Raw genomic sequence first — 23,707 nt, forward strand, 5'->3', positions numbered from 1 at the left:
AGGTTTAGAAGAACAGCCAGCGCGGGGTGCGCTGCTTGAACTGTTCGTACTCCCAACCGAAGAGCTCCTTCAGTGCCCTCTCCTCGGGCACGATCTGCACGGCACTGATGATGCCGATGAAGACCGGGACGAGGAGGAGACCCAGCAGTGTCCAGAGGCCGATGGCCAGCCCGAGAAGCCCGAGCGCCATCCCCGCATACATGGGGTTGCGGGTGATGCGGTAGACGCCGTCCGTCACCAGCGCCGAGGTCTTGGTCGGGTCTTCGGGGCGGTAGGTGGTCTTCTCCTGGCCGAACTGGAAGAGCGCCGCCGCACCAAGAGCGATGCCCGCGGCGGCAAGCACCACGCCGAGCCCGATCTGCCACCAAGTGCTGGGCACGCTGCCGGGGAAGACCCGGTCGGCGAAGAAGATCAGGCCCGCGAAGATCGCGCACCAGACCGGCGGGATGAGGATGGGCTTAGACATCGAAACGCCCCAGTCGTTCGTTCTTCTTGAGCTCCTGCGCCTCGAAGATGCCGCCATTCATGACGCCGTAGACGCCGGGCGGCAGGGTCTGGGCGGCGATGATCGCGCCGCCGAGATTGAAGCTCGCATCGCTGACGAAAAGAGCATGGGGCCGCATGGCGCCGGTCAGGACCACGGTCTTGCCGAGGCCGCACTTCGCCAGATAGCGCGCCGTCTCCGCCATGGTGGAGGTGCCGTGGGTGACGACGACGCCTTCCTCCTCCGCCTTGCCGATCCGCTCACAGATGATGTTGCGGTAGGCGTCGGTCATCTCCAGGCTGTCGATCTGGAAGAGCTGCTCGACCTCGTGCTCGTAGCAGCGGGACTGCTGCAGGATGTCGGGCACCTGGCTGCGCCCTGCCCCGGCAAAGGCGATGGTCTCACGCCGCCAGTCATGGACCTTGTCCATGGTGCCCCCCGTCGTGAAGATGCGGACGGGCTTCATGCCGGGACTTTTTCTCTGGCAGGCTCGCCGCCCTTCAGAACGTCCTCGTCCAGCTCCTTCTCCCAGCGGGCGACGGTGGTGGCGACCGTGGCGTCGCCTGCCACATTGGTCAGGGTCCGCATCATGTCGAGGAGGCGGTCGAAGGGGAAGATGAGGGCGATGATGAGCACCGCCTGCTCGGAGGTGACGCCGAAGCTCGTCAGCACGGCGATGGCCAGGAAGAGGCTCGCCGATGGAATGCCCGCCGCGCCGATCGAGGCGGCGGTGGCTGTGACCGCAATGGCGACGATGTCGGGGCCGGTGAGAGCGATGCCGACGGCTTGGGCTGCGAAGAGCGAGACGATGCCGAGATAGATCGACGTGCCGTCCATGTTGATTGTCGCGCCGAGGGGAGCCACCGAGCCCGCCACCGCGCGGCCTACGCCGATATTCTTGGTCAGATTGCCGATGGTCACCGGCAGGGTCGCCGAGGAGCTGGCCGTGGAATAGGCCGTGGTCAGCGCATCGAGCATGCCGCGCAGGAACTTGAAGAAGTTGAGCCGCGCCAGGAGCGTGACCAGCCCTCCATAGACGATGAAGATGTGAAGCGCGCAGGCGATGTAGAGCGCGATGGCGAGCTTGCCGAGATTGACCAGCACGCCGAGCCCTTGCGTGCCCAAGACCCAGGACATGAGGGCGAAGACGCCGAAGGGGGCGAGCCACATGACCCCCTGGGTCAGGGTGATGACCACGTCGGCGGCGCTCTCCATCACCGCGCCGAAGGCCTTGCCCCGGTCGCCCGCCGCGAGGATCGCCAGACCAAGGACGATGGAAAAGAAGATGACTGCGAGGATGTCCTCCTGACCCATAGCGCGGACGACGTTGCGGGGGATGACATCGACGATCTGCTGCGCGGCGGTGCGCTGGGCTGCGCCCGCCGCCTCGTTGCGCTGGTTGATCTCCGCGACGACGCTCTCGTCGGTGGCGCCGACCGAGGCGTAGTCGACCCCCTCGCCTGGGTTGAAGATCATGGCCATCAGAATGCCGATGAAGACCGCGACCGTGGTCGTGCCCAGGTAGAGTGCGATGGTGCGAAGGCCAAGCGAGCCTAGCCGCTTGGGGTCGCCGAGGGCGATCATGCCCGTCGTCAGCGTGGTGACGATCAGCGGGATGATGAGCATGCGGATGAGGTTGATGAAGCCGTCGCCGATGGGCTTGGCCTGGCCCGCCGCCTCCCCGAAGAGAAGGCCGACCACGCCGCCAAGGACCAGTCCCGCCAGCACCCTTGCCCAGAGGGGCAGGCCCTTTCGCGCCAGGAAGAAGAGCAGCGCGAACGCCCCCAGAAGAACGCCCCAGAAGACTAGCGACATGTGATGGCCCCGCCTGATTGATGCTTTGCCGGGGAAAGTGCCGGGATGCGGGGCGGGGCGCAAGCTTGAGAGACCGTCATCCCGGAAGCCGAAGGCTATCCGGGACCCATGGCCTGAGCCTACTGATCAAGCCGAACGGCTGAGCCCACGACCACTGCCGGTCCGTGGGTCCCGGATAAGTGCTTCGCACTTTCCGGGATGACGACGAGAGAGCTACTCCCCCTCGTACCCGATCAAGCCGAGCTCACCAGCGAAATAGGCGTATTGCAGCGCCAGCCTCCTTGCCGCCTGATCCAGGTTCGCCGCGGCGCCGTGGCCGCCCTCGATGTTCTCGTAGTAGAGAAACTCGTGGCCGTACTCCTCCATCAGGCGCGCCATCTTGCGGGCGTGGCCCGGATGGACGCGGTCGTCCTTGGTGGAGGTGAAGAAGAACGGCCGGGGGTAGTCGGCGTCTTCAGCCAGGTTCTGATAGGGGCTGATCTTCTCCAGGAACGGACGTTCCTCGGGGTTGTCCGGGTCGCCATACTCGCCGACCCAGGACGCGCCAGCCAGGAGCTTGTCGTAGCGCAGCATGTCGAGGAGCGGCACGCCGATGCCGATGCCCTTGTAGAGGTCCGGCCGCTGGGTCATCGAGACGCCCATCAGCAGGCCGCCATTCGAGCCGCCCAGGATTCCGAGCTGCTCCTTCGTGGTGATGCCGCGCTCAATCAGATCCTCGGAGATCGCCTGGAAGTCATCGTAGATAAGCTGCCGCTTGCCCTTGAGGCCGGCCTGGTGCCAGGCGGGGCCGTACTCGCCGCCGCCGCGGATATTGGTGTTCACATAGACACCGCCGCGTTCGACCCAGAGCTTGCCCGCCGTGGCGCCATAGGTCGGCAGGATCGAGATCTCGAAACCGCCATAGCCGTACTGAACCGTGGGGGCCGGGCCGCTCTTGAGGGTCTCCTCCTTGGCGATCACCGTGTAGGGGATCTTGGTGCCGTCCGACGAGGTCGCCTCGTAGCGCTTCACCACCATACCGTCCGCATCGAAGAAGGCGGGAGACTGCCTGATCTCCTCAGGCTTACGATCCTTCACGAGATAGAAGGTGTCTGGCTGGATCGGGTTCTCATAGGTGGCGATGACCGTGCCCGTCTCGGGGTCCATGGTGCGCAGGCCCACCACGCCCCCCTCGGGCAGGCGGATGTCCCGCCCGCGCCACTTGCCGCGCCGCTTCTCGAAGCGGACCATGCGGCCCTCGATGTCGTCGAGCATGGAGACCACCACGTCGGACTTCGAGGTGGCGGCGCCCTGAATGGCGATCTTGTCCGTGCCCTCGGCGATGAGCTGCGCCTTTTCCATATCCTCGGAAAGAGCGATCAGCGCGCCGGTCTTGTAGGTCTCGCCGCCGAACTCCAGCGGCTCCTTCAGCTCGATGATGAAGTCACCATCGGCGAAGCCCGAGAGGCTGGCTTTCTTCGGAAGCGGCAGGCGGGAGACCTCGCCCTCATCAGACAGCAGCAGCCAGTTGTAGTCGTAGAAGGTCTCGCCGTGGAAGATGCCGCCCTTGTAGCGCTCACCGTCCCAGTAGCTGATGGGATAGGCCCAGATGTCCTCGGCGGGGACCTCGTTCACCTGTTTCGCTTCCGAAAGGGGCGTTCCGCGCTGCCAGACCTTGGTGATACGCGGATAGCCAGAGGCGGTCAGCGAACCCTCGCCGAAATCCGTGCCGACGAGCAACCTGTCCTGCCCGAGCCAGGCGACCGACGACTTGGCTTCGGGCAGCTCGAAACCGCCCTCGACGAAGCTCTTGCTCTCGATGTCGTACTCGCGAACCACGGCGGCGTCCGAGCCGCCGCGCGATAGGGTCAGAAGGCAGCGCGTGTAGTCCGGCGCCAGGCACTGGGAGCCCGCATAGACCCAGTTCTCGCCCTCCTCCTCGGCTAAAGCATCGAGGTCGAGAAGCGTCTCCCACTCTTGCGCGCCTTCGAGATAGTCCTCTTGGCTCATCCGGCGCCAGAGGCCGCGCACGGCGTCCTTGTCCTGCCAGAAATTATAGGCGTAGCCGCCGCGCAGCGCGACCGACGGCACCCGGTCGTCCGAGGTCAGGATGGCGTTCGCCTCGGCCAGCATGGCGTCATAGGCAGGGTGCGCTTCGAGTACCGCCAGCGAACGCTCGTTTTGGGAACGAACCCAGTCGAGGGCGCGCTCGCCCTCCACCTCTTCGAGCCACAGATAGGGGTCGTTCTTCATCACATCCACGTCGCTCTGGGCCGAGGCGGCACCGATGGAGAGCGCGGCGAAAGCTGCGCCCAGGAGGAGGTTCTTCATGGGGGTTCTCCCTGAGGTTTGCCCTACTTCTCGCGCCTCACGACGGCGCCGGAAAGGTTCTTCTGCACATCACGGGCGTCATAGGCGGTCAGATCGCCCTCGGGCTTGGGTCCGCGGCCTAGGACCACGAAGGCGATGGCGGTGTAGCGCTGGGTCTCGCGGATATCGACATCGTTGAAGCCGGGACCGAAGAAGCCAGGCCCGAAGCCGCGCGCGTAGTAGGGGAAGGGGCCGAAGCCGTAATAACCGAAGGCGCCGTAGCGGGGACCTAGATCCGTGACGCGGGTGCGCCGCTCGGTCTCGGTCTCGTCGCTGACCACGAAGAAGTGGTCGTAGCCGTTCTCCAGCGTGATCTCGGCGGCCCTTAGGAGCAGCGCCGTCTCCACCTGCTCGCGGGTGGTCAGCGAGTTGCCGCGGAAGGAGATGCGGTAGCGGTTGTCTTCGATCTTCTGGTCGGCGAAGCCGTAGCCCTGACCGTCGGCAGGCTCGAACGGCGTCGGTGTCGCGCAGGCGGCGAGGCCTGCGGTCAAAACGGCGGCAAGGAAGATTCTCATAAAGCTACTGCCCTTCACTAGACGTTCGCATCCCCCGCGATAGTTGATCGCGAGACGAAACACTACCGCAAGGAAACCCGTAGCACTACCGCGAGGGAACCTTTGCGAGATGAGGTTATGGTATGGATATGGTCACACCCCTCACCGCCGCGCCCCACGACCATCCGAACGTGGCGTATGGCCGCGTCGGGGTGCTGCTCATCAACCTAGGTACGCCGGAGGCGCTGACGGACCAGTCCGTGCGCAGCTATCTGGCCGAGTTTCTATCGGACCGGCGGGTCGTGGACTACCCGGCCATCCTCTGGCAGCCGGTCTTGAGGGGCATCATCCTCAATACTCGTCCTAAGAAGACCCGTGCCGCCTACGGCAAGATCTGGGACCAGGAGACGGATGAGAGCCCGCTGCGCCGCCATACCCGCGAGCAGGCGGAGAAGCTGCGTGCCGTCCTGCCGGACGGACTCGTGGTGGACTGGGCCATGCGCTACGGCGTGCCGGGGATCGCCGGGCGGTTGGACGGCATGGCGGAGGAGGGGTGCGACCGCATCCTCCTCGTGCCGCTCTACCCGCAATACTCGGCGACGACGACCGGGACGGCGAACGACGCCGCCTATCTCTGGGCGATGAAGCAGGCCTGGCAGCCGGCCCTTCGCACCATGCCCGCTTTTCACGACGATCCCGGCCTGATCGAAGCATTGGTAGGGACCTGCCGCGAGCACATACCCGAGGGCTGCGAGCGGATCATTCTCTCCTTCCACGGCCTGCCCCAGCGCTATTTCCGCGCGGGCGATCCCTATCACTGCCACTGCCAGAAGACTGCACGCCTGCTGCGCGAGGCGATGGGGTGGGACGATCAGTTCGCGCCGACGGCGTTCCAGTCGAAATTCGGGCCGGAGAAATGGCTCGAGCCCTCCACCGAGAGCCTGGTCAAGGCGGCTGGCGAAGAGGGCCTGAAGAAGATCGCCGTCATCACGCCCGGCTTCGTTTCCGACTGCATCGAGACCCTGGAAGAGGTCGGTATCGGCCTCGCCGAGACGTTCACAGAGCATGGCGGCGAAGAGCTGGCTGCCATCCCCTGCCTCAACGCCTCGGACGATTTCATCGAGGTGATGCGGAAGCTTATCCTCCGTGAGCTGTCGGGTTGGATTTCCTAAGAGTGGTCTTCTTCACCGCCCAGGACTTCAACCTCGACCTGCCCGAGGGGCACCGCTTTCCAGGGCACAAATACCGGCTGCTCGAAGAGAAGCTGATCCGCGATGGCACGCTGGCGCGGGAGGACTTACGCACTTCGCCGCTAGCAACCGACGAGGAGCTCCTCCGTGTCCACACGGAGGACTATCTCCGCTCCCTCGAAGACGGCAGCATCGAGCGCAAGGCCATGCGCCGGATCGGCTTTCCATGGTCCGAGCAGATCTCCCGAAGAGGCAGGCGCACCGTGGGCGGAGCGCTTGCAGCGGCGAGAGAGGCGCTTCGCACCGGCCTCTCCGGCCAGCTCGCGGGCGGCACCCACCACGCGCATCCCGGTTTCGGCTCGGGCTACTGCATCTTCAACGACCAAGCCGTGGTGGCGACGGTGCTCCTCGCCGAAGAGCTGTGCGACCGGATCGCCGTCATTGACCTTGACGTCCACCAGGGCGACGGCAACGCCGCCGTCCTGGCCGAACGGAAGGATGTCCTGATCCTCGACGTCTACGGAGAGAAGAACTTCCCCTTCCGCAAAGTCCCGGCCCATATCAACGTGCCGCTACCGGACCATACCGAAGATGCAGCCTTCCTCCGCGCCGTCGAAGAACATCTCGATGGCATCTGGGCCTTCCGCCCCGACCTCGTCCTCTACCAGGCAGGCGTCGATCCCCTCATCCACGACAAGCTAGGCCGCCTCGACATCACCTATGAAGGCCTGCGCGCCCGCGACGAGATGGTCCTCGACGGCTGCCGCCGAAGGGGCATCCCCTGCTCCATGGCCATCGGCGGCGGCTACGCGAACCCGATAGAGCCCACGGTCATCGCCTATGCAAATACCTACGAGGTGGCTCGCGATGTGTACGGATGGTGATGTGTCGGAAGAGCGTAGGGTGGACGCTGGCAGGCGGCCACCATTCCAGGTCGGTGAGCTTGGCAGGTAGCCGCCCTACGGCGTCTACCATACGGCGTTGGCGCCGGTTGCCGCGCAGCACAAATCCGCTTGGTGCGGATAGTTCATAGGAACGGGAACCTGCGCGCAGCGCTGCCGCAGCTTGGGTTCGTTGAGTGTGTGTCTGTGTTTTGGCATGAGGTCCTCCCAGTGCCCTACGCCGCGCGCAGTTTACGGCTGGCGGCTTCGCAGGGGCCGATCCGCAGCTCTTCCCTGCCCAGGGTCCAGTGCTTCGACGCCCAAACCAGCCGAAGCCTCCTGACAAGCGGCGCTACACCGCTCCCTACCCGCCTTGGGGAAGCAAGGGCCCCGCCCCGCATGGTTGCTGCGATAAAAGGACCATACAAGAGGGGGAGGGGGCGGGGATAGGTTGGGTACTGACCCGTAGGGTGGAACACGTAGCTTTCCGCCAGCAGCTAGCGACAGCGCACGGTCTACGCGAGTTGCATATCCACGGCCCAACGAAGCTGCTTTGGTAGAAGATCCTTTCGGGCGTAGTCGATTCGTAGGACCCGGCGGCGCTTAGGCTTCGGCTGTTTGCATGATCGGTGAAGGATCAAGGCTTTGAGCACCAGCAGATCGCCTGGGATAAGCTCAGGTGTGACCGAGATACTTTTTCGAGCTAGTGCACCTGCCGCCCCCGCCTCTACCCGACCGAGACAATGCGTAGCAGGGGCTAATTCCAGACCGCCATTGTCTTCTCCCTCTTTATCGAATGGTATACGAACGAAGAACATATCCTGCAAAAGCTCGAGCGGTGGTTCTGCATGCCAGAAAAGGCCTTGTCGGACCCAGTTACCAAAACCGCTACAGGGGGTCTTTTCAGCAAGGGCGACAACGCGGTCCTGGTGCCAAGGAACACCCCACGTCTTTTCTCTGCTCTTCTCAAATGCGATCACACGGACCGGTTCATGATCTGGGTAAAGAGCGCCGATCGCTGCCGCTGGACCGCCGACAAGGTGAAGATTACGGATCACTTCTCTAAAAGCGGTAAGCCTTTGGCCAGCCTGACTGGTCTGAAAGCAGACTTGCCGCAGTCGACACAACCACTCTTTGGACAATACACCGCGTTGGACGGCTAACCCCGTAGTTTCCAACCCTGCGGCAATGCTAGTCGAACTCACAAGACAGCAACTCAATCTGCTCCGCCGTCGTCTCCCAGCTCGTCACGAACCGCCGCGCCTTCCCCGCATACTGATCGTTCGGCTGGACCCAGTCGTAGAACTGCGCCCCAGCCGAGCGCAGCTTCTCTGCGGTCTCGTCCGGCATGGTGACGAAGAGCTCGTTGATCTGCGGCTCGCAGAGGATTTCTATGCCCCCCTGCCCTTCTAGTACCGTACGAAGTTCCGTACACCGCTCATGGGCCGTGCTGGCCAGCTTCAGCCAGAGGTCGTCCTCGAAATAGGCCAGCCACTGGGCCGAGAAGAAGCGCTGCTTCGAGGTGCCGAGGCCTGCGCGCTTGCAGCGGTAGGCGAGCTCCTCGGCGCGGGAGGTATCGAACACCACAACGGCCTCGGCCTGTAGGCAGCCGTTCTTGGTGGCCCCCATGCAGACGATGTCGATGCCCGCCTTCCAGGTCAGCTCGGCCGGGGTGGCCCCGCTGGCGTTGACGGCTCCGGCAAAGCGCGCGCCGTCCATATGAGCGGCCATGTCGTAGGATCGCGCCTTCTCCGTGAGCTGAACGATCTCTTCCGGTGTGTAGACTGTACCCCACTCGGTCGCTTGGGTCAGGGACAGGACTGAGGGCTTCACCCGGTGGGTCATCGGCGGGTCGTAGGGCGCCATGGCGGCCTCGATGCCTGAGGTCGTCAGCTTACCGAAGGAGCCGGCTGCCGGGATGACCTTGGCCCCGCCGGTGTAGAACTCCGGCGCGCCACACTCGTCGATCAGCACGTGGGCGTGCTCGTGGCAGACCACCCCGCCGTAAGAAGGCGTCAGCAGGCTGAGCGCGATGCCGTTGGCGGCCGAGCCGGTGGGGACGAAGGCCAGTGCCACCTCGTGCTCGAACAGCTCTTCGAACCGTTTGTGCACGTCCTGCGTCAGCGAATCATGGCCGTAGGCGGGGGCGAAACCCTCCCCCGCAGAGCGTATCGCGTCCCACACCTTCGGATGCACCCCGCCCCAATTGTCCGAGGTGAAGAGCATCAGATCGAGCTTCCCATCAGCCTACGGCAGAGATCGTCTAGCTGGTCGAGGTTCTGGTAGGAGAGCACCATCTTGCCTTGCCCCGTCTGGCCCTTGCGGGTGATGTCCACCTCGATACCGAGGCTCTCGCGGAGGTCCTGTTCGAGGGCACGGGTGTCGGCATCTTTAGTCGCTCGGGCGACGGCCTTCTTGACTTTATCCGCACCCGCTTTGTCTGGCTTGTCGGAGACGAGCCTCTCCGTCGCCCGGACCGAGAGATCGCCCGACACCACCTTCTGGGCCGCCGAGGACGGATCATCCGCCGAAAGGAGCGCCCGCGCATGACCCATGGAGAGCTCGCCGGCCATCACCATGGCGCGCACGTCGTCGGGCAGGCCGGTGAGGCGCAGCATGTTGGCCACATGGGAGCGCGACTTGCCTACAGCCTCCGCGATCTCCGCCGGTTTCTTGCCGTAGCGGTCGGCTAGGCGCTGATAGGCGTCCGCCTCCTCCATGGGGTTGAGGTCGACGCGCTGCACGTTCTCGATCAGCGCCAACTCGGCGGAGGTCCCCTCCTCCACCTCCTTGATCAGCACGGGAACCTTATGAAGGCCCGCCTTCTGCGCTGCCCGCCAGCGCCGCTCGCCTGCGATGATGGCGTAGCGGCCCTGACCCGCGGGACGGATCAGGATCGGTTGAAGAAGACCGCGCGCCGCGATCGAGTCGGCAAGGCTCTGCAGCTCTTCCTCCGCGAAGGCCTTTCGCGGCTGGTCCTTATCGGGCTCGATGTCCGACACATCGAGCTCCCGCACGCCGTCTCGTGCCGCGGGCGCGGCCGCCGGTGCGTCACCGAGGATCGCCTCCAGGCCTCGGCCCAGTCCCTTCTTCGCCATTCTAAGCTGCCCTCTCCCGGCCGATCACTTCGCTGGCTAGCTGCACGTAGGCCTGACTGCCGGCGCATTTGAGGTCGTAGAGAAGCGCCGGCTTGCCGTGAGACGGCGCCTCCGAGATGCGCACATTGCGCGGGATCGCGGTACGGTAGACCTTGTCGCCCAGATGCGCCCTCACATCGGCCTCGACGTCAGCGGACAGGTTGTTGCGCCTGTCATACATGGTCAGCACCACCCCCTGAAGCTCGAGCTCAGGGTTAAGCCGTGTACGGACTGTCTCGATGGTGCGCATGATCTGGGACAGCCCTTCGAGGGCGAAGAACTCGCACTGCAGCGGAATGAGAACCGCATCTGCAGCCGTCATCGCGCCAACGGTGAGGAGGCCCAAGGAGGGCGGGCAGTCGATCAGAACGTAGCTGACGGAGGGTTCGGCCTTCTCCAGATCATCTAGAGCGCCCCGCAGACGGAAATGGCGCTTGGGGTCCTCCAAAAGGTCGATATCCACCCCGGCCAGCTCCATCCCTGCCGGCGCGACACGAAGGCGCGGCACCGAGGTGGGGCTCAGGACATCCGCTAGCGAGCGTTCGCCGAGAAGAACGTCGTAGGTCGTTCCCTCTCTCGCACCGGGAGGTACGCCCAGACCCGTAGACGCGTTGCCCTGCGGATCCAAGTCCAAGATGATGACCTCTTCGCCAACCGCTGCGAGAGCCGTGGCGAGGTTGATCGCCGTCGTGGTCTTCCCGACGCCGCCCTTTTGATTAGCGACGGCTAGTACCCGCAGACTGCTCATGGCCTGGCCTCGATATTGCGTAGCACCAAGATGCTGGCTTCGGCATCGGTTTTGCTGTCGTGCCGCTCGAGATCAAATGACCAGTCTTCGGAAGCGGCGTCCAGCTCTACTTGTGCACGTCGCCCCTTCGGCGCAATCAATCTTCCTTCAGTTGCCAGAAGGGGGGCAGCCAGGCTGAGGAGAGCAGTGAGATTGGTCACGGCGCGTGCCGTGATGACATCGAACCTCTCATCACGGAAGGCCTGTTCCGCGCGAGCTGGTACTATTCGCGCCAGTGGAAGCTGCGCTTTTTCGGCGACCCTCGACAAAAACGCAGCCTTTTTCTGGACGCTGTCGCAAAAAGTGTAGCGCGCACCTTCTTCTTCCATGGTGAGGATGCGAAGAACCATCCCTGGGAACCCTGCCCCCGTGCCTAGGTCCAATAGCCGGTAGGGTGCCTTGGGAAGAAGGGGCAGCAACTGGGCACTATCGTGGTAGTGCCTGCTCCATCTGTCTTCCAACGTGCTTCTAGCGATCAGGTTGGTGTGGGCCGAGGTGGAAAGCAGCTCCTCGTCGTAGACCTGTAGGGCCTCTACCTGACGATCGGTCGCATTATGGAGGGCGGCAAAGCCCTCAAGATCACGCAACACGGTTCAAACTGCTCAAACGGAAGGCGATAAGGGTCATGGCGGCAGGGGTCATGCCTTCCAGCCTCTCTGCGGCTGCCAGGGTTTCGGGCTGAGCTTTGACGAGTTTTTCTGTCAGCTCAGCCGACAAGCCTGGAAGTTCCTCGTAGGGAAAACCCGCCGGTATGGGCGTTTGGGCGTGCTTCCGACGCAGTTCGATATCGCTTTGCTGCCGGTCCAGGAATCCTGCATATGTAGAATACGCCTCGAACCGCGCTTTCTCATCGTCAGCTAGGTCCGTGAGGAAAGGAAAGCTGTTCGCCACATCTTCCCAGCTATGGCCAGGAATAGCGAGAAGGTCGCTGGCACGTCGCCGCTTACCGTCTAGTTTTACCTGAAAACCATTAGCTTTAGCTTTTGTCGGGGAGAGGGTGGTGCTTTCGTTCTCTTCGAGAAATCGCTCCCATCGCTGCTGTTTCACGTGAAACAGGCGAGCTCTCTCCTCATCTACCAACTTCCAGTCAATGCCGACGGGAGTCAGGCGAATGTCAGCATTATCGGGACGCAGGGAAAGCCTGTACTCCGATCTTGAGGTGAACATGCGATAGGGCTCAGAGGCACCGTTCGTACGAAGGTCGTCAACAAGCACACCCATATAGCCCTGATGCCGCTCGATCACTACCGGATCAGTAGGCTCTGCGGCGTTAGCGCCCGCTATGAGACCCTGAGCGGCCGCTTCTTCATAGCCGGTGGTTCCGTTGATCTGCCCTGCCAGATAGAGACCGGGAAGGCTCGCCACTTCCAACGATGACGTCAGGGAACGGGGATCGACATAGTCGTACTCTACGGCGTAGCCAGGCTCGACAATCTCAGCCTGCTCCAACCCTTTGATGGTTCTAACGAACCTCTCCTGAACGTCCGTAGGAAGCGAGCTGGAGATGCCGTTGGGGTAGACGAGATCGCTCGTCAAACCCTCCGGCTCGAGGAAGATCTGATGGTTGGTCTTCTGGGGAAAGCGAACCACCTTGTCTTCGATCGAAGGGCAGTACCGTGGCCCCTTACCCGTGGTTTTGCCGCCATAGACAGCGGAGTCTGTCAGTCTCTCGCCGATAACCGCCAGGGTATGTTCGTTAGTCTCTGTAATCGCGCAGGCTAACTGCGGGACCTCGATCCTATTGGTCATATAGGAGAAAGGAACCGGAATAGGATCGGGCTGCTGCTGTTCCAAGCTGTCCCAGTCGATGGAAGACCTTCTCAACCGGGGGGGTGTACCTGTTTTAAGCCGTCCAAGGGGTAGATGAAGAGCTTCCAGGCGCTGACCGAGCTTGTTGGATGGCCTCTCTCCAATACGTCCCGCTTCATACCGCTCGTCACCTCGGTGAATGACGCCCCGCAGGAAAGTCCCAGTCGTAACGACAACAGCATCGGCAGCCATTTGGCCGCCATCGGCGAGTACGACGCCCACACACCGGCCCTCTGACAGCTGAAGATCGGCAACTTCGCCCTGCACGACGGTAATAGCCTGGTAATCGGCCAGTAGATGACTGATAGCCTGCTTGTAGAGCTGGCGGTCAGCCTGGGCGCGGGGACCTCGGACTGCTGGACCTCGAGAGGCGTTTAGCATCCGGAACTGAATGCCGGATCTGTCGATGGCTCTGGCCATCAGACCACCCAGAGCGTCGATCTCTCGGACTAGGTGGCCTTTTCCGATCCCGCCAATCGCAGGGTTGCAGGACATCTCACCGATCTTACCGCTGTCGATCGTAACGAGGTAGACTTTAGCACCTCGACGCGCAGCTGCAGCTGCCGCCTCCACGCCTGCATGGCCGCCACCTACCACGATCACAGTCCGCTGTTTCACGTGAAACACCTATTTCCCGATACAAAAACTAGAAAAGATATCGTCCAGCACCTCGTCCGGCGCAACCCTTCCTAGAAGGTACTCTAATTGTGCGGTCGCCTCCCGAAGAACTTCGCTCCCAAGTTCAGGTGCCGCAAGGGATGCAGCCTCAAAACTCTCTAACTGATTGAGAGCAGCGAGAAGCAGGCTCCGTTGCCGCTGGGTCGGAGCCAGTCCAGGCGAGGCTTTAGAAAGAAGAATCTGCTCGGTTCTATCACGTAGGCGAGCGATGGACTCCTCAGCCTGGATCGTCACGCCGCCTGCATCGAGCTGGTCGTCCTTCGTGATCACCGAAAGGTCGCCCGGCTGTTCGTAGTGATCGAACCAGGCTGCCTTCGAGCCTCCAAGAGGAGTGCAGAGGATCCGCAAGTCAGCTTGATCTGCAAGCTTCTTGGCGCGGCTGATGCCTTCGGCTTCGATCATGTCCTCCGTCTCTTCCCTGATGCCGGCGAGATCGTGAAAGGTGACCCGCAAGCCCCCAAGCTCCACCGTCGCCGACACCACATCGCGCGTCGTTCCAGGGATAGGAGACACAATCGAGCGCTCATCACGGATCAACGCGTTGAAAAGACTGGATTTACCGGCATTTGGTGGACCTAGAATCGCAACGGAAAGCCCCTCTGCCACCTTCTCCGCCGCACGACTTGCCTCGACCACCTGCGCGATGGAAGATGTCAGCTCACGAACGATCGGCAGGGCGCGCTGTTCGATCAGCTCCGGGACGTCCTCTTCGTCAGGAAAATCAACGGCGGCGTCGAGCTGAGCCATGGCCGCGATCAGTTGGCCGCGCCACTCTTCCGCCTTCTCGCGAAGAGCACCCCGGTAGCCAGCCATCGCCTGCTGGTGCTGAAGCGCAGTATCAGCCTCGAGGAGGTCCGCCAAACCTTCGACCTGGGTAAGATCCAGCTTGCCGTGCTCGAAGGCGCGCCAGGTGAAGGCTCCTGGCTGAGCTGGGACACCGCCTAGCTCGGCGATCGCCGAGCTGAGCTGCTCCTCGACGGCTAGCGAACCGTGGAGCTGGAGCTCTGCCACATCCTCACCGGTGAAGCTGTGCGGGCCGGGAAACCAGAGGGCGAGACCGTCGTCGATGAGCGAGCCGTCGCTGCGGCGGACGGCAACGCGCCTGGTCATACGGGGCTTGCCGGGCTTGCCGGTCAAGGCTGTGAGAATCCGTCCGGCTTCAGGTCCCGAGATGCGGTAGACCGCCACTCCGGCGCGTCCTGCACCGGACGCTTTGGCGAAAATGGTCGGTCTCAACCCTTGTCGGACGCGCTGGCGGCCTTGGCGAAGGCAGCCTGGAACGCCTCCATGGACTGACCGCCGGACATGATGGCCCGCTCCCAGAACTTCACCGGATCGGAGATCGTGTCGATCTGCTCCTTCATCTTCTCTTCGAGAGAAGTGGTCACGACCTTGTTGACCCCTGAAAGGTCCGGCAGGCCCATAAAGGCCCGCGCCTCGGCCGGTGTGCAGTCGATGTCGATGGTGATCTTCATGGGAAGGGCTGAAACCCTTCCCCGTCAGAAGTCAAGAAGCGGCCCACCCGCTACCTAGGTGTTCATGGAGTCGAAGAAGTCCTTGTTCGAACGCACCTGACGCAACTTTTCCAAGAGGAAGTCGATGGAATCCTGCGGGTTCATCGGCGAGAGGATACGGCGCAGAACGAAGATCTTGGCGAGCTCGTCCTTCGGAATGAGCCGGTCCTCGTTCCTGGTGCCGGACTTGGCGATGTCGATGGCGGGGAAGACGCGCTTGTCGGCGACTTTCCGGTCGAGGACGATCTCGGAGTTGCCGGTGCCCTTGAACTCTTCGAACACCACCTCGTCCATGCGTGAGCCGGTATCAATGAGGGCGGTGGCGATGATCGTCAGTGAGCCGCCTTCTTCGATGTTCCGGGCCGCGCCGAAGAAGCGCTTGGGCCGCTGGAGGGCATTGGCGTCGACGCCGCCGGTCAGCACTTTGCCCGAGCTCGGCACCGTAGCGTTGTAAGCACGCCCTAGGCGTGTGATCGAGTCGAGGAGGATCACCACGTCGCGCCCATGCTCGACCAGTCGTTTGGCCTTTTCGATCACCATTTCAGAGACTTGCACGTGGCGGGTGGCCGGCTCGTCAAAGGTGGAGCTGACCACCTCGCCGCGCACCGAGCGCTGCATGTCGGTGACCTCTTCGGGCCGCTCGTCGATGAGCAGCACGATGAGGTAGCACTCAGGGTGGTTGGCCGTGATGGCATGGGCGATGTTCTGCAGAAGGACGGTCTTACCGGTCCTCGGCGGCGCCACGATGAGCGAGCGCTGACCCTTGCCGATGGGGGCGACGATGTCGATCACCCGATTGGAGAGGTCCTTCTTCTCCTTACCCTTACCCCCGAGGCTCTCCTCGGTGATCACCTCCATATGGAGGCGCTCCTCAGGGTAGAGGGGGGTGAGGTTGTCGAAATGGACCTTGAGGCGGGCCTTCTCGGGCTCCTCGAAGTTGATCTCGTCGAGGCTGGTAAGGGCGAAGTAGCGCTCGCCCTCCTTAGGGCTCCTGATCTCGCCGGAGACCGTATCGCCGGTTTTGAGCGTGTGCTTCCGGATCATCTGCGGCGAGACGTAGATGTCGTCGGGACCAGCGAGGTAGTTGGCGTCCGCCGAGCGAAGGAAGCCGAAGCCGTCGGGCAGGATCTCGAGGACCCCCGAGCCCATGATCTCGACTTCCTCGTCGGCCAGCTCGCGCAGGATGGCGAAGAGGAGATCTTGCTTGCGCAGGGCGGAGGCGTTCTCGACGCCCACTTCCTCGGCGAAGCTGACGAGGTCCTGGGGCGTCTTCTCCTTGAGCTCGTCAAGGGTGATGCGGTCGGGGATCATGGGCGTATCCAGCGGGCAGGGGCGGCGGCAAAGCTGCGCCGCGATAGGAACTGTGCGTGGGAACCATCAGCGGCAAGGACTGCCGCCGGTCTGACGCTGAGGTAGGGGGGGAGGGGGCGCGCGTCAAGCCGGGGACAGGGGGAGACACCTGCATCCCCCTGCGCCTCACCACGGCGTAGGCGCAGCCGGAGACCGTGGTGCCCATCTCCGGCGCTTTGCGATATTGATAAGTTCAGGGAGATGGGCCCCACGGACAAGCCGTGGGGAAGCGTCTTAGAGGAAACGCGAGGAGATCAGCAGACGATCTACTCCCCGTCCTCCGCCTCGGGATCGTAGCGCTCGAACCAGGCCATGATGGCTTCGGTCTTGGCGAGGAGTTGGCTTGGGCGGTTGGCGATATAGTGGCTGGCGCCGGGGACGTGGATCATCATGGTGTCGACGCCCTGGAGCTTGAGGGCGGTGTAGAACTGCTCCGCCTCCCATTTCGGCGTGCGCCAGTCCTCGGTCCCCGCCATCAGCATAGTCGGGGTGGTGACATTGCCGACTTTCGACAGCGGCGAGAGCGACCAGTAGAGCTCCTGGTTCTCCCACGGCATCTCCTTCAGCCACTCGAACGCGCCGTAGGCGGAGAGGTCCGCCGAGAGAACTTCGGAGGTCCAGTTGATCACCGGCTTGATCGAGGCGGCCGCCGCGAAGCGGTCCGTGTTGCCTACGATCCATGCGGTCAACACGCCGCCGCCGGAGCCGCCGGTGACGAAGAGCCGGTCCTTGCTGACATAGTCCTCCTCGATGAGGTGGTCGACGACACTGATGAGGTCATCATAGTCCTTACCCGGATAGGCGAGGTCGATCTCCTGGGCGAACTCGGCGCCGTAGCCTGTCGATCCGCGGGGGTTGGTCCAGACGGTGACATAGCCCTCGGCGGCGTAGCGCTGGATCTCTGTCGACCAGAAATCGCCATACATGGTGTGGGGGCCGCCGTGTATCTCCAGGAGGAGAGGGTAGGAGCCGTCCGCTTCGAAGCCGGGGGGCAGCGCGATCCAGGCGTCGATCTCGTAGTCACCGACCGAGGAGGGCACCGAGACCTTCTCCATCGTCGGCATGGCGAGACCACCGAGAGCATCCTCGTTGAGCCGGGTCAGCACCTCCACATTGCCGCGCTTCATCACGGCGAGGTCCGCCGGACGGTTGGTCTTGCGGTGGGTGAAGGCCACGGTCCCCTCATTGGATACCGAGTAGCTGCCGGACGAGTAGGGGCGGCCCATACCCTCGTTTCCGACCTCGTCGGTCAGGGTCTCGATATCGCCGTCCTCCTTGATGCGGATGAGGCGCGTGATGCCCCGGTCGTCAGCCAAAGCGAGGAAACCGTTTCTCTGCGGAACGACGGAGCCCACCGAGCGGTCGTACTCCTCGGTCAGGTTCGTCCTGTTCGAGCCGTCCGCGCCCATGACGTAGAGCTCTGTCTGCTGATAGTTCTCGTCGCCGTCGGGGGTGAAGGTGTAGGCGATCCGCCCGCGCGGGGTCACCGCCGCCGAGCCCACGGCGCCGTTCGTCCCGGTCAAAGCCTCGGCCTCGCCGCCCTCCAGCTCGAAGGCGTAGAGGCGGGCGATCTGGGGCTGCAAATCGCGCTCCTCATCGGCGTTGCCGATACCGAGAAGCGTGTCCTCATCGAGCCAGACCGGGCCGTAAGCTCCGCCTTCGAGCTGCGAGACCTGCTTGGGCGTGCCGCCATCGAGTGGCACGACGAAGAGGTGGCGCTCGCCAGGCGTCAGATAGCCCATCCCGTCCGCCCTGAAGGTGAGGTCGGTATAGACCTCGATGGGGTCGGCCCACTCGGCGCCCTCGGGCTTCTTGGGCAGGGTGATCAGCTGCTGAGGCCCGTCCGGGACCAGCATGGAGAAGGCGATCCTGTCTCCCTCCGGCGACCAGACCGGGGTCGAGGCCCCCTCCTGCAGCTTGGCCACGGAGTAGGTCCGGTCGTCCTCGAGGATATGGACCTTGAGATCGGGCTTGCCGCCTTCGCGGCTCGACAGGAACGCGATGCGGGAGCCGTCGGGCGACCAGCGCGGGCTCGAGCCCATGCTGTCGCCGGAGAGAAGCGGACGGTGCTCGTCGCCCTCCAGATCGTAGAGCCAGAGCGCCGAGGTCAGCCGGTCCTTCTCGATATCCATGGCCCGGCGGACATAGACGACGGTGTTGCCATCCGGACTGATCTGCGGATCCGAGGCGACCTCCAGCTCGAAGACCGTCTCCATGGTGAAACGGGGCTGGTCTTCGTCCTGGGCAAAAGCCGCACTGGCGAGCAGCACCCCGCTCGCGGCCATCCATCCACACGTCTTGATCATTCGCTCCTCCGTTCATGCGCTCGGAGCAGGCCGTAGCGCATGGGTGGGGGCAGTCCGAAGGAGGAAAGGCAGCGAGCTCTAGTTCACCAGCGGCTTGAGGATCACCATCGCCACGATGATGGCGAGAAGGAGGAAGGGCACCTCGTTGATCATGCGCCAGAACTTCGCCGTGCGCGGCTTCTCCCCAGCAGCGAACTTCTTGCGCGAGGCGGCGTAGAAGCCGTGAACGCCGGACATCAGGATGACCGCGACGAACTTGATGAGGAACCAGCCGTCATCGTGCCAGCCGTAAGGCCCTGCGACCAGGAGAAGCCCGAACAGCCAGGTGGCGATCATGGCCGGGTTCATGATGAGCCTCAGGAGCTTCTCCTCCATCACCGTGAAGGTCCGCGCCGCCTCGCCGCCCGCTTCCGCCCCGTGGTGGTAGACGAAGAGCCGCGGCAGGTAGAGCATCCCCGCCATCCAGGCCGTGAAGCTGAGGATGTGGGCGATCTTGAACCAGGGGTAGAGGGTGGTGAGGAGAGCCATGATGGGCGCCTTAGAGTGAAGCGCGGGCCGGGGCTAGACGAGCTGCGCCGTCATCCCGGAAAGCCGTTAGGCTTATCCGGGACCCATGGACCGGACGCCTGCACATTTTTGAACCAGAAGGTCCATGGATCCCGGCTCTTCGGCCGGGATGACGGAGGAGCCTAGACCTCTCCCCGAACCACCTTCACCAGCTCCGCGACATGCTCGGGCGGTGTTTCGGGAACGAAACCATGCCCCAAATTGAAGATGTAGGGGGTGCCTTCATAGGCCTCGACGATACGCTCCGCCGCCTCCCGCATCGGCCTGCCGCCCTGGACCACGAGGAGGGGGTCGAGGCCGCCCTGGAGCACTGCGTGGGGCGCGAGCCGTTCCCTCGCCCAGGCGTAGGGGGTTTGCGTATCGAGGGCGAGGGCGTCGAAGCCGCCATCCTTCGCCACCTTCTCGTAGAGCGCGCCGCAGCCCTTGGGGAAGTAGAGGATGGGGACGTCCACCTTCTTCCGCACCCGCCGGGCGATCTCGCGGTTGGGCTCTAAGCAGAGGCGGTCGAAGAGGTCTTCGGACAGCCCCCCCGCCCAGCTATCGAAGAGCTTGAGAGCGTCGGCGCCTGCCTCGGCTTGGGCGATCAGGTACTCGGCGGTGGCGTCCACCAGCATGGCGGTGAGATCGTCCACCAGCTTCGGCTCGCGGAAGAGGAGCTGTCGGGCGGAGGAGGGGTCCTTGGTGCCCTGGCCGTTGATCATGTAGGTGGCCACGGTCCAGGGGGAGCCGGCGAAGCCGATCAGCGCCTTGTCGCCAGCCAGCTCGGCGCGGACCCGCCGGACGGTCTCATAGACGGGGGAGAGCTTCTCGGCGGCGCCCTCGGCGGTGAGGCTCTTCATCAGCTCGCCTGAGAGAAGGGGGGAGAGCCTCGGCCCCTCGCCTTTGACGAAGCGCACCTCCTGACCCATCGCGCCGGGGATAAGAAGGATATCGGCAAAGAGGATGGCCGCGTCCATACCGTAGCGGCGGATGGGCTGCAGCGTCACCTCGGCTGCGTCTTCGGGGGAGTGACAGAAGGAGACGAAGTCGGGATGCTTCGCCCGGACAGCCCGGTACTCCGGCAGGTAGCGCCCCGCCTGGCGCATGAACCACATGGGGGGTCTCTTCGGAGCCCTACCACGTAGGACCGAGAGGATGGGCTTATCGCCCTTAGAAATCCTAGAATCCAAAATCTTGAGTCCGAGTCTATTGCCGGGGGAAACTGTGGGTAAGCCCGAGCTAGGGCACTTGCCAACAGTTTTCACAAGGGCGCGGACACTCTGGACAGAAGTTTCCCACGGACGGACCGGACGGCTTATCCGAGTCGAGTCCGAGTTATCAGGATTCCGCGCCGGTCAGAACGAGGTAGGGCCGGGAAAACCTTTCCCCTGTGTAAACCATGGAGAAACTGCGAGAAAAGAGGATGACCCCAGGGACAACGCGCACTACCCTTCCTGGCAGACAAGTTACTAACAACCGGTAAACGATGGCCGCCCCCGCCTCCTCGAACGACCAGAAACAGCAGCGCCGGACCTTCTTCCACGTCCATCTCGTCTCCGACTCCACCGGCGAGACCCTCAGCACGCTGCTGAAATCGGTTGCTGCGCGGTTTCCCTCGGCCAAACCCCTCGAGCATGTGGCGTCCCTCGTCAGGAACCACACCCAGCTCGACAGCGTCTTGGCAAGGATCGAGCAGTCGCCCGGCCTCGTCATGTATACGGTGGTGGACCCCGGCATGAGGCGGCGGCTCGAGGTGAAATGCGCCGAACTGCAGGTCCCGGCGATCGCCTGCCTCGACCCCATCCTTAACGCGCTGGCCGACTATCTGGGGCTCGAACAGGCGAGCCAGGCCGGGATGCAGCACGAGCTCGACGAGGACTACTTCCGCAGGATCGGTGCTATCGACTTCACCCTGGCCCATGATGACGGCCAGAACACCTGGAACCTTGAGGCGGCGGACGTGGTGCTGGTGGGGGTGAGCCGCACCTCGAAGACGCCGACCTGCATGTATCTGGCCAACAAAGGCATCCGCGCCGCGAACGTGCCCCTGGTGCCGGGGGTCGATCCGCCGCCCGAGCTCGACAGCCTGCGAAGGCCCCTCGTGGTGGGGCTGACGGCGAACCCCGACCGGCTGTCGCAGATCAGGACCTCGCGGCTCTCCAATCTCGGCTCGGAAGACCGGGCGCAGAGCTATACCGACACGGACGGCGTGCGCGAGGAGGTCCGCAACGCCAAGCGCATGTTCGTGCGCAACGAGTGGCCGGTGATCGACGTCACCAAGCGCTCGGTGGAGGAGACGGCGGCGAAGATCCTCACCCTCCTCTCCATCCGCCGCGGAGGAGAGGGATGACCAAGCTGATCCTGGCTTCGGGCAGTGCCTCGCGGCGGTCGATCCTCAAGGGCGCGGGCGTTGCGTTCGAGGTGGTCAGGCCGGACACGGACGAGGCCGCGCTGAAAGCTGCCAACCCTGGGCTCGATCCGGCCGAGCTGGCCCTTATGCTGGCGGAGGCCAAGTGCCTCGACGTCGCCAAACAAGCCTCTGGTGATGCTGTGGTGGTGGGCTCGGACCAGGTGCTGGAGTTCGAAGGCCGTGCCTACGACAAGCCCGAAAGCCGGGAGGAGCTGCGGGACCGCCTGATGGCCATGGCCGGAAAGCCTCATTTTCTTCGAGGCGGGATGGTCGCGGCGAGAGGGGGCGAGGTGATCGAGCGCTCCTCATCTTCTGCGGAGCTGACCATGCGGCATTTCACGCAGCAGGAGCTCGACCTCTATCTCAGCGAAGCGCCGGACTGGATCTACGGGACGGTCGGCGGATACGGACTGGAAAGCTCAGGGGTGCGTCTTTTTGACCGCATCGAAGGGGATTACTTCTCTATCCTCGGTCTCGATCTTCTCTCACTCTTGCCGGTGCTTAGGCGGGAAGGAGTGCTGGCGTGGTGATACGAGCGGGGGTGATCGGCGATCCGGTTGCCCAGAGCCTGAGCCCCAGAATCTACAACCACTGGTTCGATGCGGTGGGCATGGCTGGGCGCTACGAGGCCGTGCACTGCGAAGCCGACCGCTTCGAGGAGACCGTACGCCGGCTGATGGCCGAAGGCTGGCAGGGCCTCAACGTCACCATCCCGCACAAGACCCGCGCCGCCGACCTCGCCGACTACCGCAACCCGGAGGTGGAGCAGATCGGGGCGGCGAACCTGCTTCTCTTCCGCGACGGCAAGATCATTGCCGACAATACCGACCGCCGCGGCTTCGCCCGCTCGAGGCTCAATCCTCAGTATGTACACTACCAGGCCACGCAAGGCAGGGCGCGCAAGGCTGTGGTTCTGGGCGCCGGGGGGGCCGCAGGGCCGATTGTCCTCGACCTCTGGGGTCTGCCGGAGATCGTGGTCACCAACCGTACCTTTCAGAAGGCGGAGCGCCTGGCCGACCGCTTCGACGAGCATGTGCGCTCGGTACGCTGGGAGGACCGCAACCTCGAGGTTCAAGGAGCGGACATCCTGGTCAACACGACCAGCCTGGGGATGAAGGGGCAGCCGCCCTTGGAGGTCGACCTCTCCGGCCTCAACCCCGGCGCGCTGGTCGTCGACATCGTCTACGCGCCGCTCAGGACGCAGCTTCTTCAGGAGGCGGAGAAGCTCGGCTTCTTCACGGCCAACGGGCTGACCATGCTGGTCTACCAGGCGGTCCCGAGCTTCAAGGCCTATACCGGCCTTCGCCCGCCCTCGCCGGAGAAGATCCTGCAGATCCTCACCCGCGAGCTGTCGTGATCCTCTGCGGCCTCACCGGCTCCATCGGCATGGGGAAGAGCACCACGCTGGCCATGTTCGAGGAGGAGGGCGCGGCGGTCTGGGACGCGGATGCCGCCGTTCATCGTCTTTATGCTGAGGGCGGGGCCGCTGTCCGGCCGGTGAGCGAGCGTTTTCCGGGGGTCCTCGGTGAGGATGGGGGCGTCGACCGAGCCGCGCTGGGAAAAGAGGTGCTGGGGAACAAGGAGGCGCTGGTCGAGCTCGAAGCCATCGTCCACCCGCTGGTGCGGCAGGATCAGGAGGCGTTTCTTGCCCAGGCGAGGGCCGACGTCGCTGTCCTCGACATCCCGCTCCTGGCCGAAACGTCGCAGGCGGAGCGCTTCGATGTCGTGGTCGTCGTCACCGCCGATGAGGAGGTGAGGCAGGAGCGTGTGCTGGCCCGACCCGGCATGACCGACGCGAAGCTAGGCGCCATCCTGGCGAGGCAGCTACCCGAAAGCGAACGGCTCAAGCTGGCCGACTACGTCGTCCGCACCGACCGGGGGCTCGAGGAAGCTAGGCAAGAAGTAAGGCGGATCATGCTCGCCCTTCGGGAGAAGAACCGGCTATCGTGACGGCGCG

General features: G+C 63.8%; 24 protein-coding genes. 8 read left to right on the forward strand and 16 right to left on the reverse strand.

Annotated elements, in window-relative coordinates; all coding sequences use genetic code 11:
• Positions 1–4: 4 nt before the first annotated feature.
• The 5 genes from NOG11_RS00215 to NOG11_RS00235 form a co-directional block, all read right to left on the reverse strand.
• Positions 5–466, reverse strand: a complete 462-nt coding sequence (locus tag NOG11_RS00215) for a methyltransferase family protein (RefSeq protein ID WP_256617605.1) — start codon at positions 464–466, stop codon at positions 5–7.
• Positions 459–950: an asparaginase domain-containing protein gene (locus tag NOG11_RS00220; protein WP_256617606.1), complete on the reverse strand. Its 492-nt coding sequence runs from the start codon at positions 948–950 to the stop codon at positions 459–461. Before NOG11_RS00220 ends, NOG11_RS00215 begins: the two co-directional genes overlap by 8 nt.
• Positions 947–2,299 (reverse strand): dicarboxylate/amino acid:cation symporter, encoded by a 1,353-nt coding sequence (locus NOG11_RS00225; RefSeq protein ID WP_256617607.1) that lies wholly within the window; start codon positions 2,297–2,299, stop codon positions 947–949. Before NOG11_RS00225 ends, NOG11_RS00220 begins: the two co-directional genes overlap by 4 nt.
• 213 nt (positions 2,300–2,512) lie before the next feature.
• Positions 2,513–4,609, reverse strand: a complete 2,097-nt coding sequence (locus NOG11_RS00230; protein WP_256617608.1) for a prolyl oligopeptidase family serine peptidase — start codon at positions 4,607–4,609, stop codon at positions 2,513–2,515.
• 23 nt (positions 4,610–4,632) lie between these two features.
• Positions 4,633–5,163 (reverse strand): CC0125/CC1285 family lipoprotein, encoded by a 531-nt coding sequence (locus tag NOG11_RS00235; RefSeq protein ID WP_256617609.1) that lies wholly within the window; start codon positions 5,161–5,163, stop codon positions 4,633–4,635.
• A 128-nt stretch (positions 5,164–5,291) separates the two neighbouring features.
• On the opposite strand from NOG11_RS00235, the gene hemH reads away from it, so the two are divergent.
• The 3 genes from hemH (at position 5,292) to NOG11_RS00250 (ending at position 8,376) form a co-directional block, all read left to right on the forward strand.
• Positions 5,292–6,314, forward strand: coding sequence for a ferrochelatase (hemH, locus tag NOG11_RS00240; protein WP_370468205.1), 1,023 nt, complete (start codon positions 5,292–5,294; stop codon positions 6,312–6,314).
• A complete protein-coding gene (locus NOG11_RS00245; protein WP_256617611.1) occupies positions 6,302–7,216 on the forward strand; it encodes a histone deacetylase family protein in 915 nt (304 codons plus the stop codon). The genes hemH and NOG11_RS00245 overlap by 13 nt, the downstream gene beginning before the upstream one ends.
• A gap of 989 nt (positions 7,217–8,205) precedes the next feature.
• Positions 8,206–8,376: a hypothetical protein gene (locus NOG11_RS00250; RefSeq protein WP_256617612.1), complete on the forward strand. Its 171-nt coding sequence runs from the start codon at positions 8,206–8,208 to the stop codon at positions 8,374–8,376.
• A 28-nt stretch (positions 8,377–8,404) separates the two neighbouring features.
• Here the strand turns inward: NOG11_RS00250 and NOG11_RS00255 are convergent, their stop codons facing one another.
• Genes NOG11_RS00255 through rho form a run of 8 tightly spaced genes read right to left on the reverse strand, consistent with a single transcriptional unit; the run spans position 8,405 to position 16,449 of the window.
• On the reverse strand, positions 8,405–9,439 hold the full coding sequence (locus tag NOG11_RS00255) for a threonine aldolase family protein (protein ID WP_256617613.1): 1,035 nt from the start codon (positions 9,437–9,439) through the stop codon (positions 8,405–8,407).
• Positions 9,439–10,311 carry a ParB/RepB/Spo0J family partition protein gene (locus tag NOG11_RS00260; RefSeq protein ID WP_256617614.1) on the reverse strand — a complete coding sequence of 291 codons (873 nt, stop codon included), beginning with the start codon at positions 10,309–10,311 and terminating at the stop codon, positions 9,439–9,441. Before NOG11_RS00260 ends, NOG11_RS00255 begins: the two co-directional genes overlap by 1 nt.
• A gap of 1 nt (position 10,312) precedes the next feature.
• A complete protein-coding gene (locus tag NOG11_RS00265; protein WP_256617615.1) occupies positions 10,313–11,098 on the reverse strand; it encodes a ParA family protein in 786 nt (261 codons plus the stop codon).
• Positions 11,095–11,724, reverse strand: a complete 630-nt coding sequence (gene rsmG / locus NOG11_RS00270) for a 16S rRNA (guanine(527)-N(7))-methyltransferase RsmG (RefSeq protein ID WP_256617616.1) — start codon at positions 11,722–11,724, stop codon at positions 11,095–11,097. The genes NOG11_RS00265 and rsmG overlap by 4 nt, the downstream gene beginning before the upstream one ends.
• Positions 11,717–13,564 carry a tRNA uridine-5-carboxymethylaminomethyl(34) synthesis enzyme MnmG gene (mnmG, locus tag NOG11_RS00275; RefSeq protein ID WP_256617617.1) on the reverse strand — a complete coding sequence of 616 codons (1,848 nt, stop codon included), beginning with the start codon at positions 13,562–13,564 and terminating at the stop codon, positions 11,717–11,719. The genes rsmG and mnmG overlap by 8 nt, the downstream gene beginning before the upstream one ends.
• Before the next feature lie 9 nt (positions 13,565–13,573).
• On the reverse strand, positions 13,574–14,860 hold the full coding sequence (gene mnmE, locus NOG11_RS00280) for a tRNA uridine-5-carboxymethylaminomethyl(34) synthesis GTPase MnmE (RefSeq protein WP_256617618.1): 1,287 nt from the start codon (positions 14,858–14,860) through the stop codon (positions 13,574–13,576).
• Positions 14,857–15,099, reverse strand: coding sequence for a DUF6489 family protein (locus NOG11_RS00285; protein WP_256617619.1), 243 nt, complete (start codon positions 15,097–15,099; stop codon positions 14,857–14,859). The genes mnmE and NOG11_RS00285 overlap by 4 nt, the downstream gene beginning before the upstream one ends.
• A gap of 54 nt (positions 15,100–15,153) precedes the next feature.
• Positions 15,154–16,449 carry a transcription termination factor Rho gene (gene rho, locus NOG11_RS00290; RefSeq protein ID WP_256617620.1) on the reverse strand — a complete coding sequence of 432 codons (1,296 nt, stop codon included), beginning with the start codon at positions 16,447–16,449 and terminating at the stop codon, positions 15,154–15,156.
• 56 nt (positions 16,450–16,505) lie between these two features.
• On the opposite strand from rho, the gene NOG11_RS00295 reads away from it, so the two are divergent.
• Entirely contained in the window at positions 16,506–16,628 is a 123-nt protein-coding gene (locus NOG11_RS00295) for a hypothetical protein (RefSeq protein ID WP_256617621.1), read from the forward strand.
• Between the two features lie 126 nt (positions 16,629–16,754).
• On the opposite strand, the gene NOG11_RS00300 is transcribed toward NOG11_RS00295, so the two are convergent.
• From NOG11_RS00300 to hemE, 3 genes are all read right to left on the reverse strand, one after another.
• Positions 16,755–18,794: a S9 family peptidase gene (locus tag NOG11_RS00300; protein ID WP_256617622.1), complete on the reverse strand. Its 2,040-nt coding sequence runs from the start codon at positions 18,792–18,794 to the stop codon at positions 16,755–16,757.
• 78 nt (positions 18,795–18,872) lie between these two features.
• The gene (gene hemJ / locus NOG11_RS00305; protein WP_256617623.1) at positions 18,873–19,322 is read right to left on the reverse strand and encodes a protoporphyrinogen oxidase HemJ; all 450 of its coding nucleotides are present in this window, start codon (positions 19,320–19,322) and stop codon (positions 18,873–18,875) included.
• Positions 19,323–19,483: 161 nt separating this feature from the next.
• On the reverse strand, positions 19,484–20,530 hold the full coding sequence (gene hemE / locus NOG11_RS00310) for a uroporphyrinogen decarboxylase (protein WP_256617624.1): 1,047 nt from the start codon (positions 20,528–20,530) through the stop codon (positions 19,484–19,486).
• A 296-nt stretch (positions 20,531–20,826) separates the two neighbouring features.
• On the opposite strand from hemE, the gene NOG11_RS00315 reads away from it, so the two are divergent.
• From NOG11_RS00315 to coaE, 4 genes are read left to right on the forward strand one after another with little or no spacing between them, the layout of a single operon-like run.
• Positions 20,827–21,690: a pyruvate, water dikinase regulatory protein gene (locus tag NOG11_RS00315; RefSeq protein ID WP_256617625.1), complete on the forward strand. Its 864-nt coding sequence runs from the start codon at positions 20,827–20,829 to the stop codon at positions 21,688–21,690.
• A complete protein-coding gene (locus NOG11_RS00320; RefSeq protein WP_256617626.1) occupies positions 21,687–22,280 on the forward strand; it encodes a Maf family protein in 594 nt (197 codons plus the stop codon). The genes NOG11_RS00315 and NOG11_RS00320 overlap by 4 nt, the downstream gene beginning before the upstream one ends.
• Complete coding sequence (gene aroE / locus NOG11_RS00325; RefSeq protein ID WP_256617627.1) at positions 22,274–23,107, forward strand: shikimate dehydrogenase; 834 nt, start codon at positions 22,274–22,276, stop codon at positions 23,105–23,107. Before NOG11_RS00320 ends, aroE begins: the two co-directional genes overlap by 7 nt.
• Positions 23,104–23,700 carry a dephospho-CoA kinase gene (gene coaE, locus NOG11_RS00330; protein WP_256617628.1) on the forward strand — a complete coding sequence of 199 codons (597 nt, stop codon included), beginning with the start codon at positions 23,104–23,106 and terminating at the stop codon, positions 23,698–23,700. Before aroE ends, coaE begins: the two co-directional genes overlap by 4 nt.
• The last annotated feature ends 7 nt before the right edge of the window (positions 23,701–23,707 follow it).

Source organism: Parvularcula maris (genome assembly GCF_024505085.1).
Classification (GTDB): domain Bacteria; phylum Pseudomonadota; class Alphaproteobacteria; order Caulobacterales; family Parvularculaceae; genus Parvularcula; species Parvularcula maris.

Coding starts and splice junctions, on each gene's coding strand:
- NOG11_RS00250 (WP_256617612.1), top strand. CDS start 8,206: ATGATCTGGGTAAAGAGCGCCGATCGCTGCCGCTGGACCGCCGACAAG.
- NOG11_RS00215 (WP_256617605.1), bottom strand. CDS start 466: ATGTCTAAGCCCATCCTCATCCCGCCGGTCTGGTGCGCGATCTTCGCG.
- NOG11_RS00255 (WP_256617613.1), bottom strand. CDS start 9,439: ATGCTCTTCACCTCGGACAATTGGGGCGGGGTGCATCCGAAGGTGTGG.
- NOG11_RS00265 (WP_256617615.1), bottom strand. CDS start 11,098: ATGAGCAGTCTGCGGGTACTAGCCGTCGCTAATCAAAAGGGCGGCGTC.
- NOG11_RS00320 (WP_256617626.1), top strand. CDS start 21,687: ATGACCAAGCTGATCCTGGCTTCGGGCAGTGCCTCGCGGCGGTCGATC.
- rho (WP_256617620.1), bottom strand. CDS start 16,449: ATGATCCCCGACCGCATCACCCTTGACGAGCTCAAGGAGAAGACGCCC.
- NOG11_RS00315 (WP_256617625.1), top strand. CDS start 20,827: ATGGCCGCCCCCGCCTCCTCGAACGACCAGAAACAGCAGCGCCGGACC.
- NOG11_RS00260 (WP_256617614.1), bottom strand. CDS start 10,311: ATGGCGAAGAAGGGACTGGGCCGAGGCCTGGAGGCGATCCTCGGTGAC.
- NOG11_RS00300 (WP_256617622.1), bottom strand. CDS start 18,794: ATGATCAAGACGTGTGGATGGATGGCCGCGAGCGGGGTGCTGCTCGCC.
- NOG11_RS00235 (WP_256617609.1), bottom strand. CDS start 5,163: ATGAGAATCTTCCTTGCCGCCGTTTTGACCGCAGGCCTCGCCGCCTGC.
- hemJ (WP_256617623.1), bottom strand. CDS start 19,322: ATGGCTCTCCTCACCACCCTCTACCCCTGGTTCAAGATCGCCCACATC.
- NOG11_RS00285 (WP_256617619.1), bottom strand. CDS start 15,099: ATGAAGATCACCATCGACATCGACTGCACACCGGCCGAGGCGCGGGCC.
- NOG11_RS00225 (WP_256617607.1), bottom strand. CDS start 2,299: ATGTCGCTAGTCTTCTGGGGCGTTCTTCTGGGGGCGTTCGCGCTGCTC.
- NOG11_RS00230 (WP_256617608.1), bottom strand. CDS start 4,609: ATGAAGAACCTCCTCCTGGGCGCAGCTTTCGCCGCGCTCTCCATCGGT.
- NOG11_RS00220 (WP_256617606.1), bottom strand. CDS start 950: ATGAAGCCCGTCCGCATCTTCACGACGGGGGGCACCATGGACAAGGTC.
- hemH (WP_370468205.1), top strand. CDS start 5,292: ATGGTCACACCCCTCACCGCCGCGCCCCACGACCATCCGAACGTGGCG.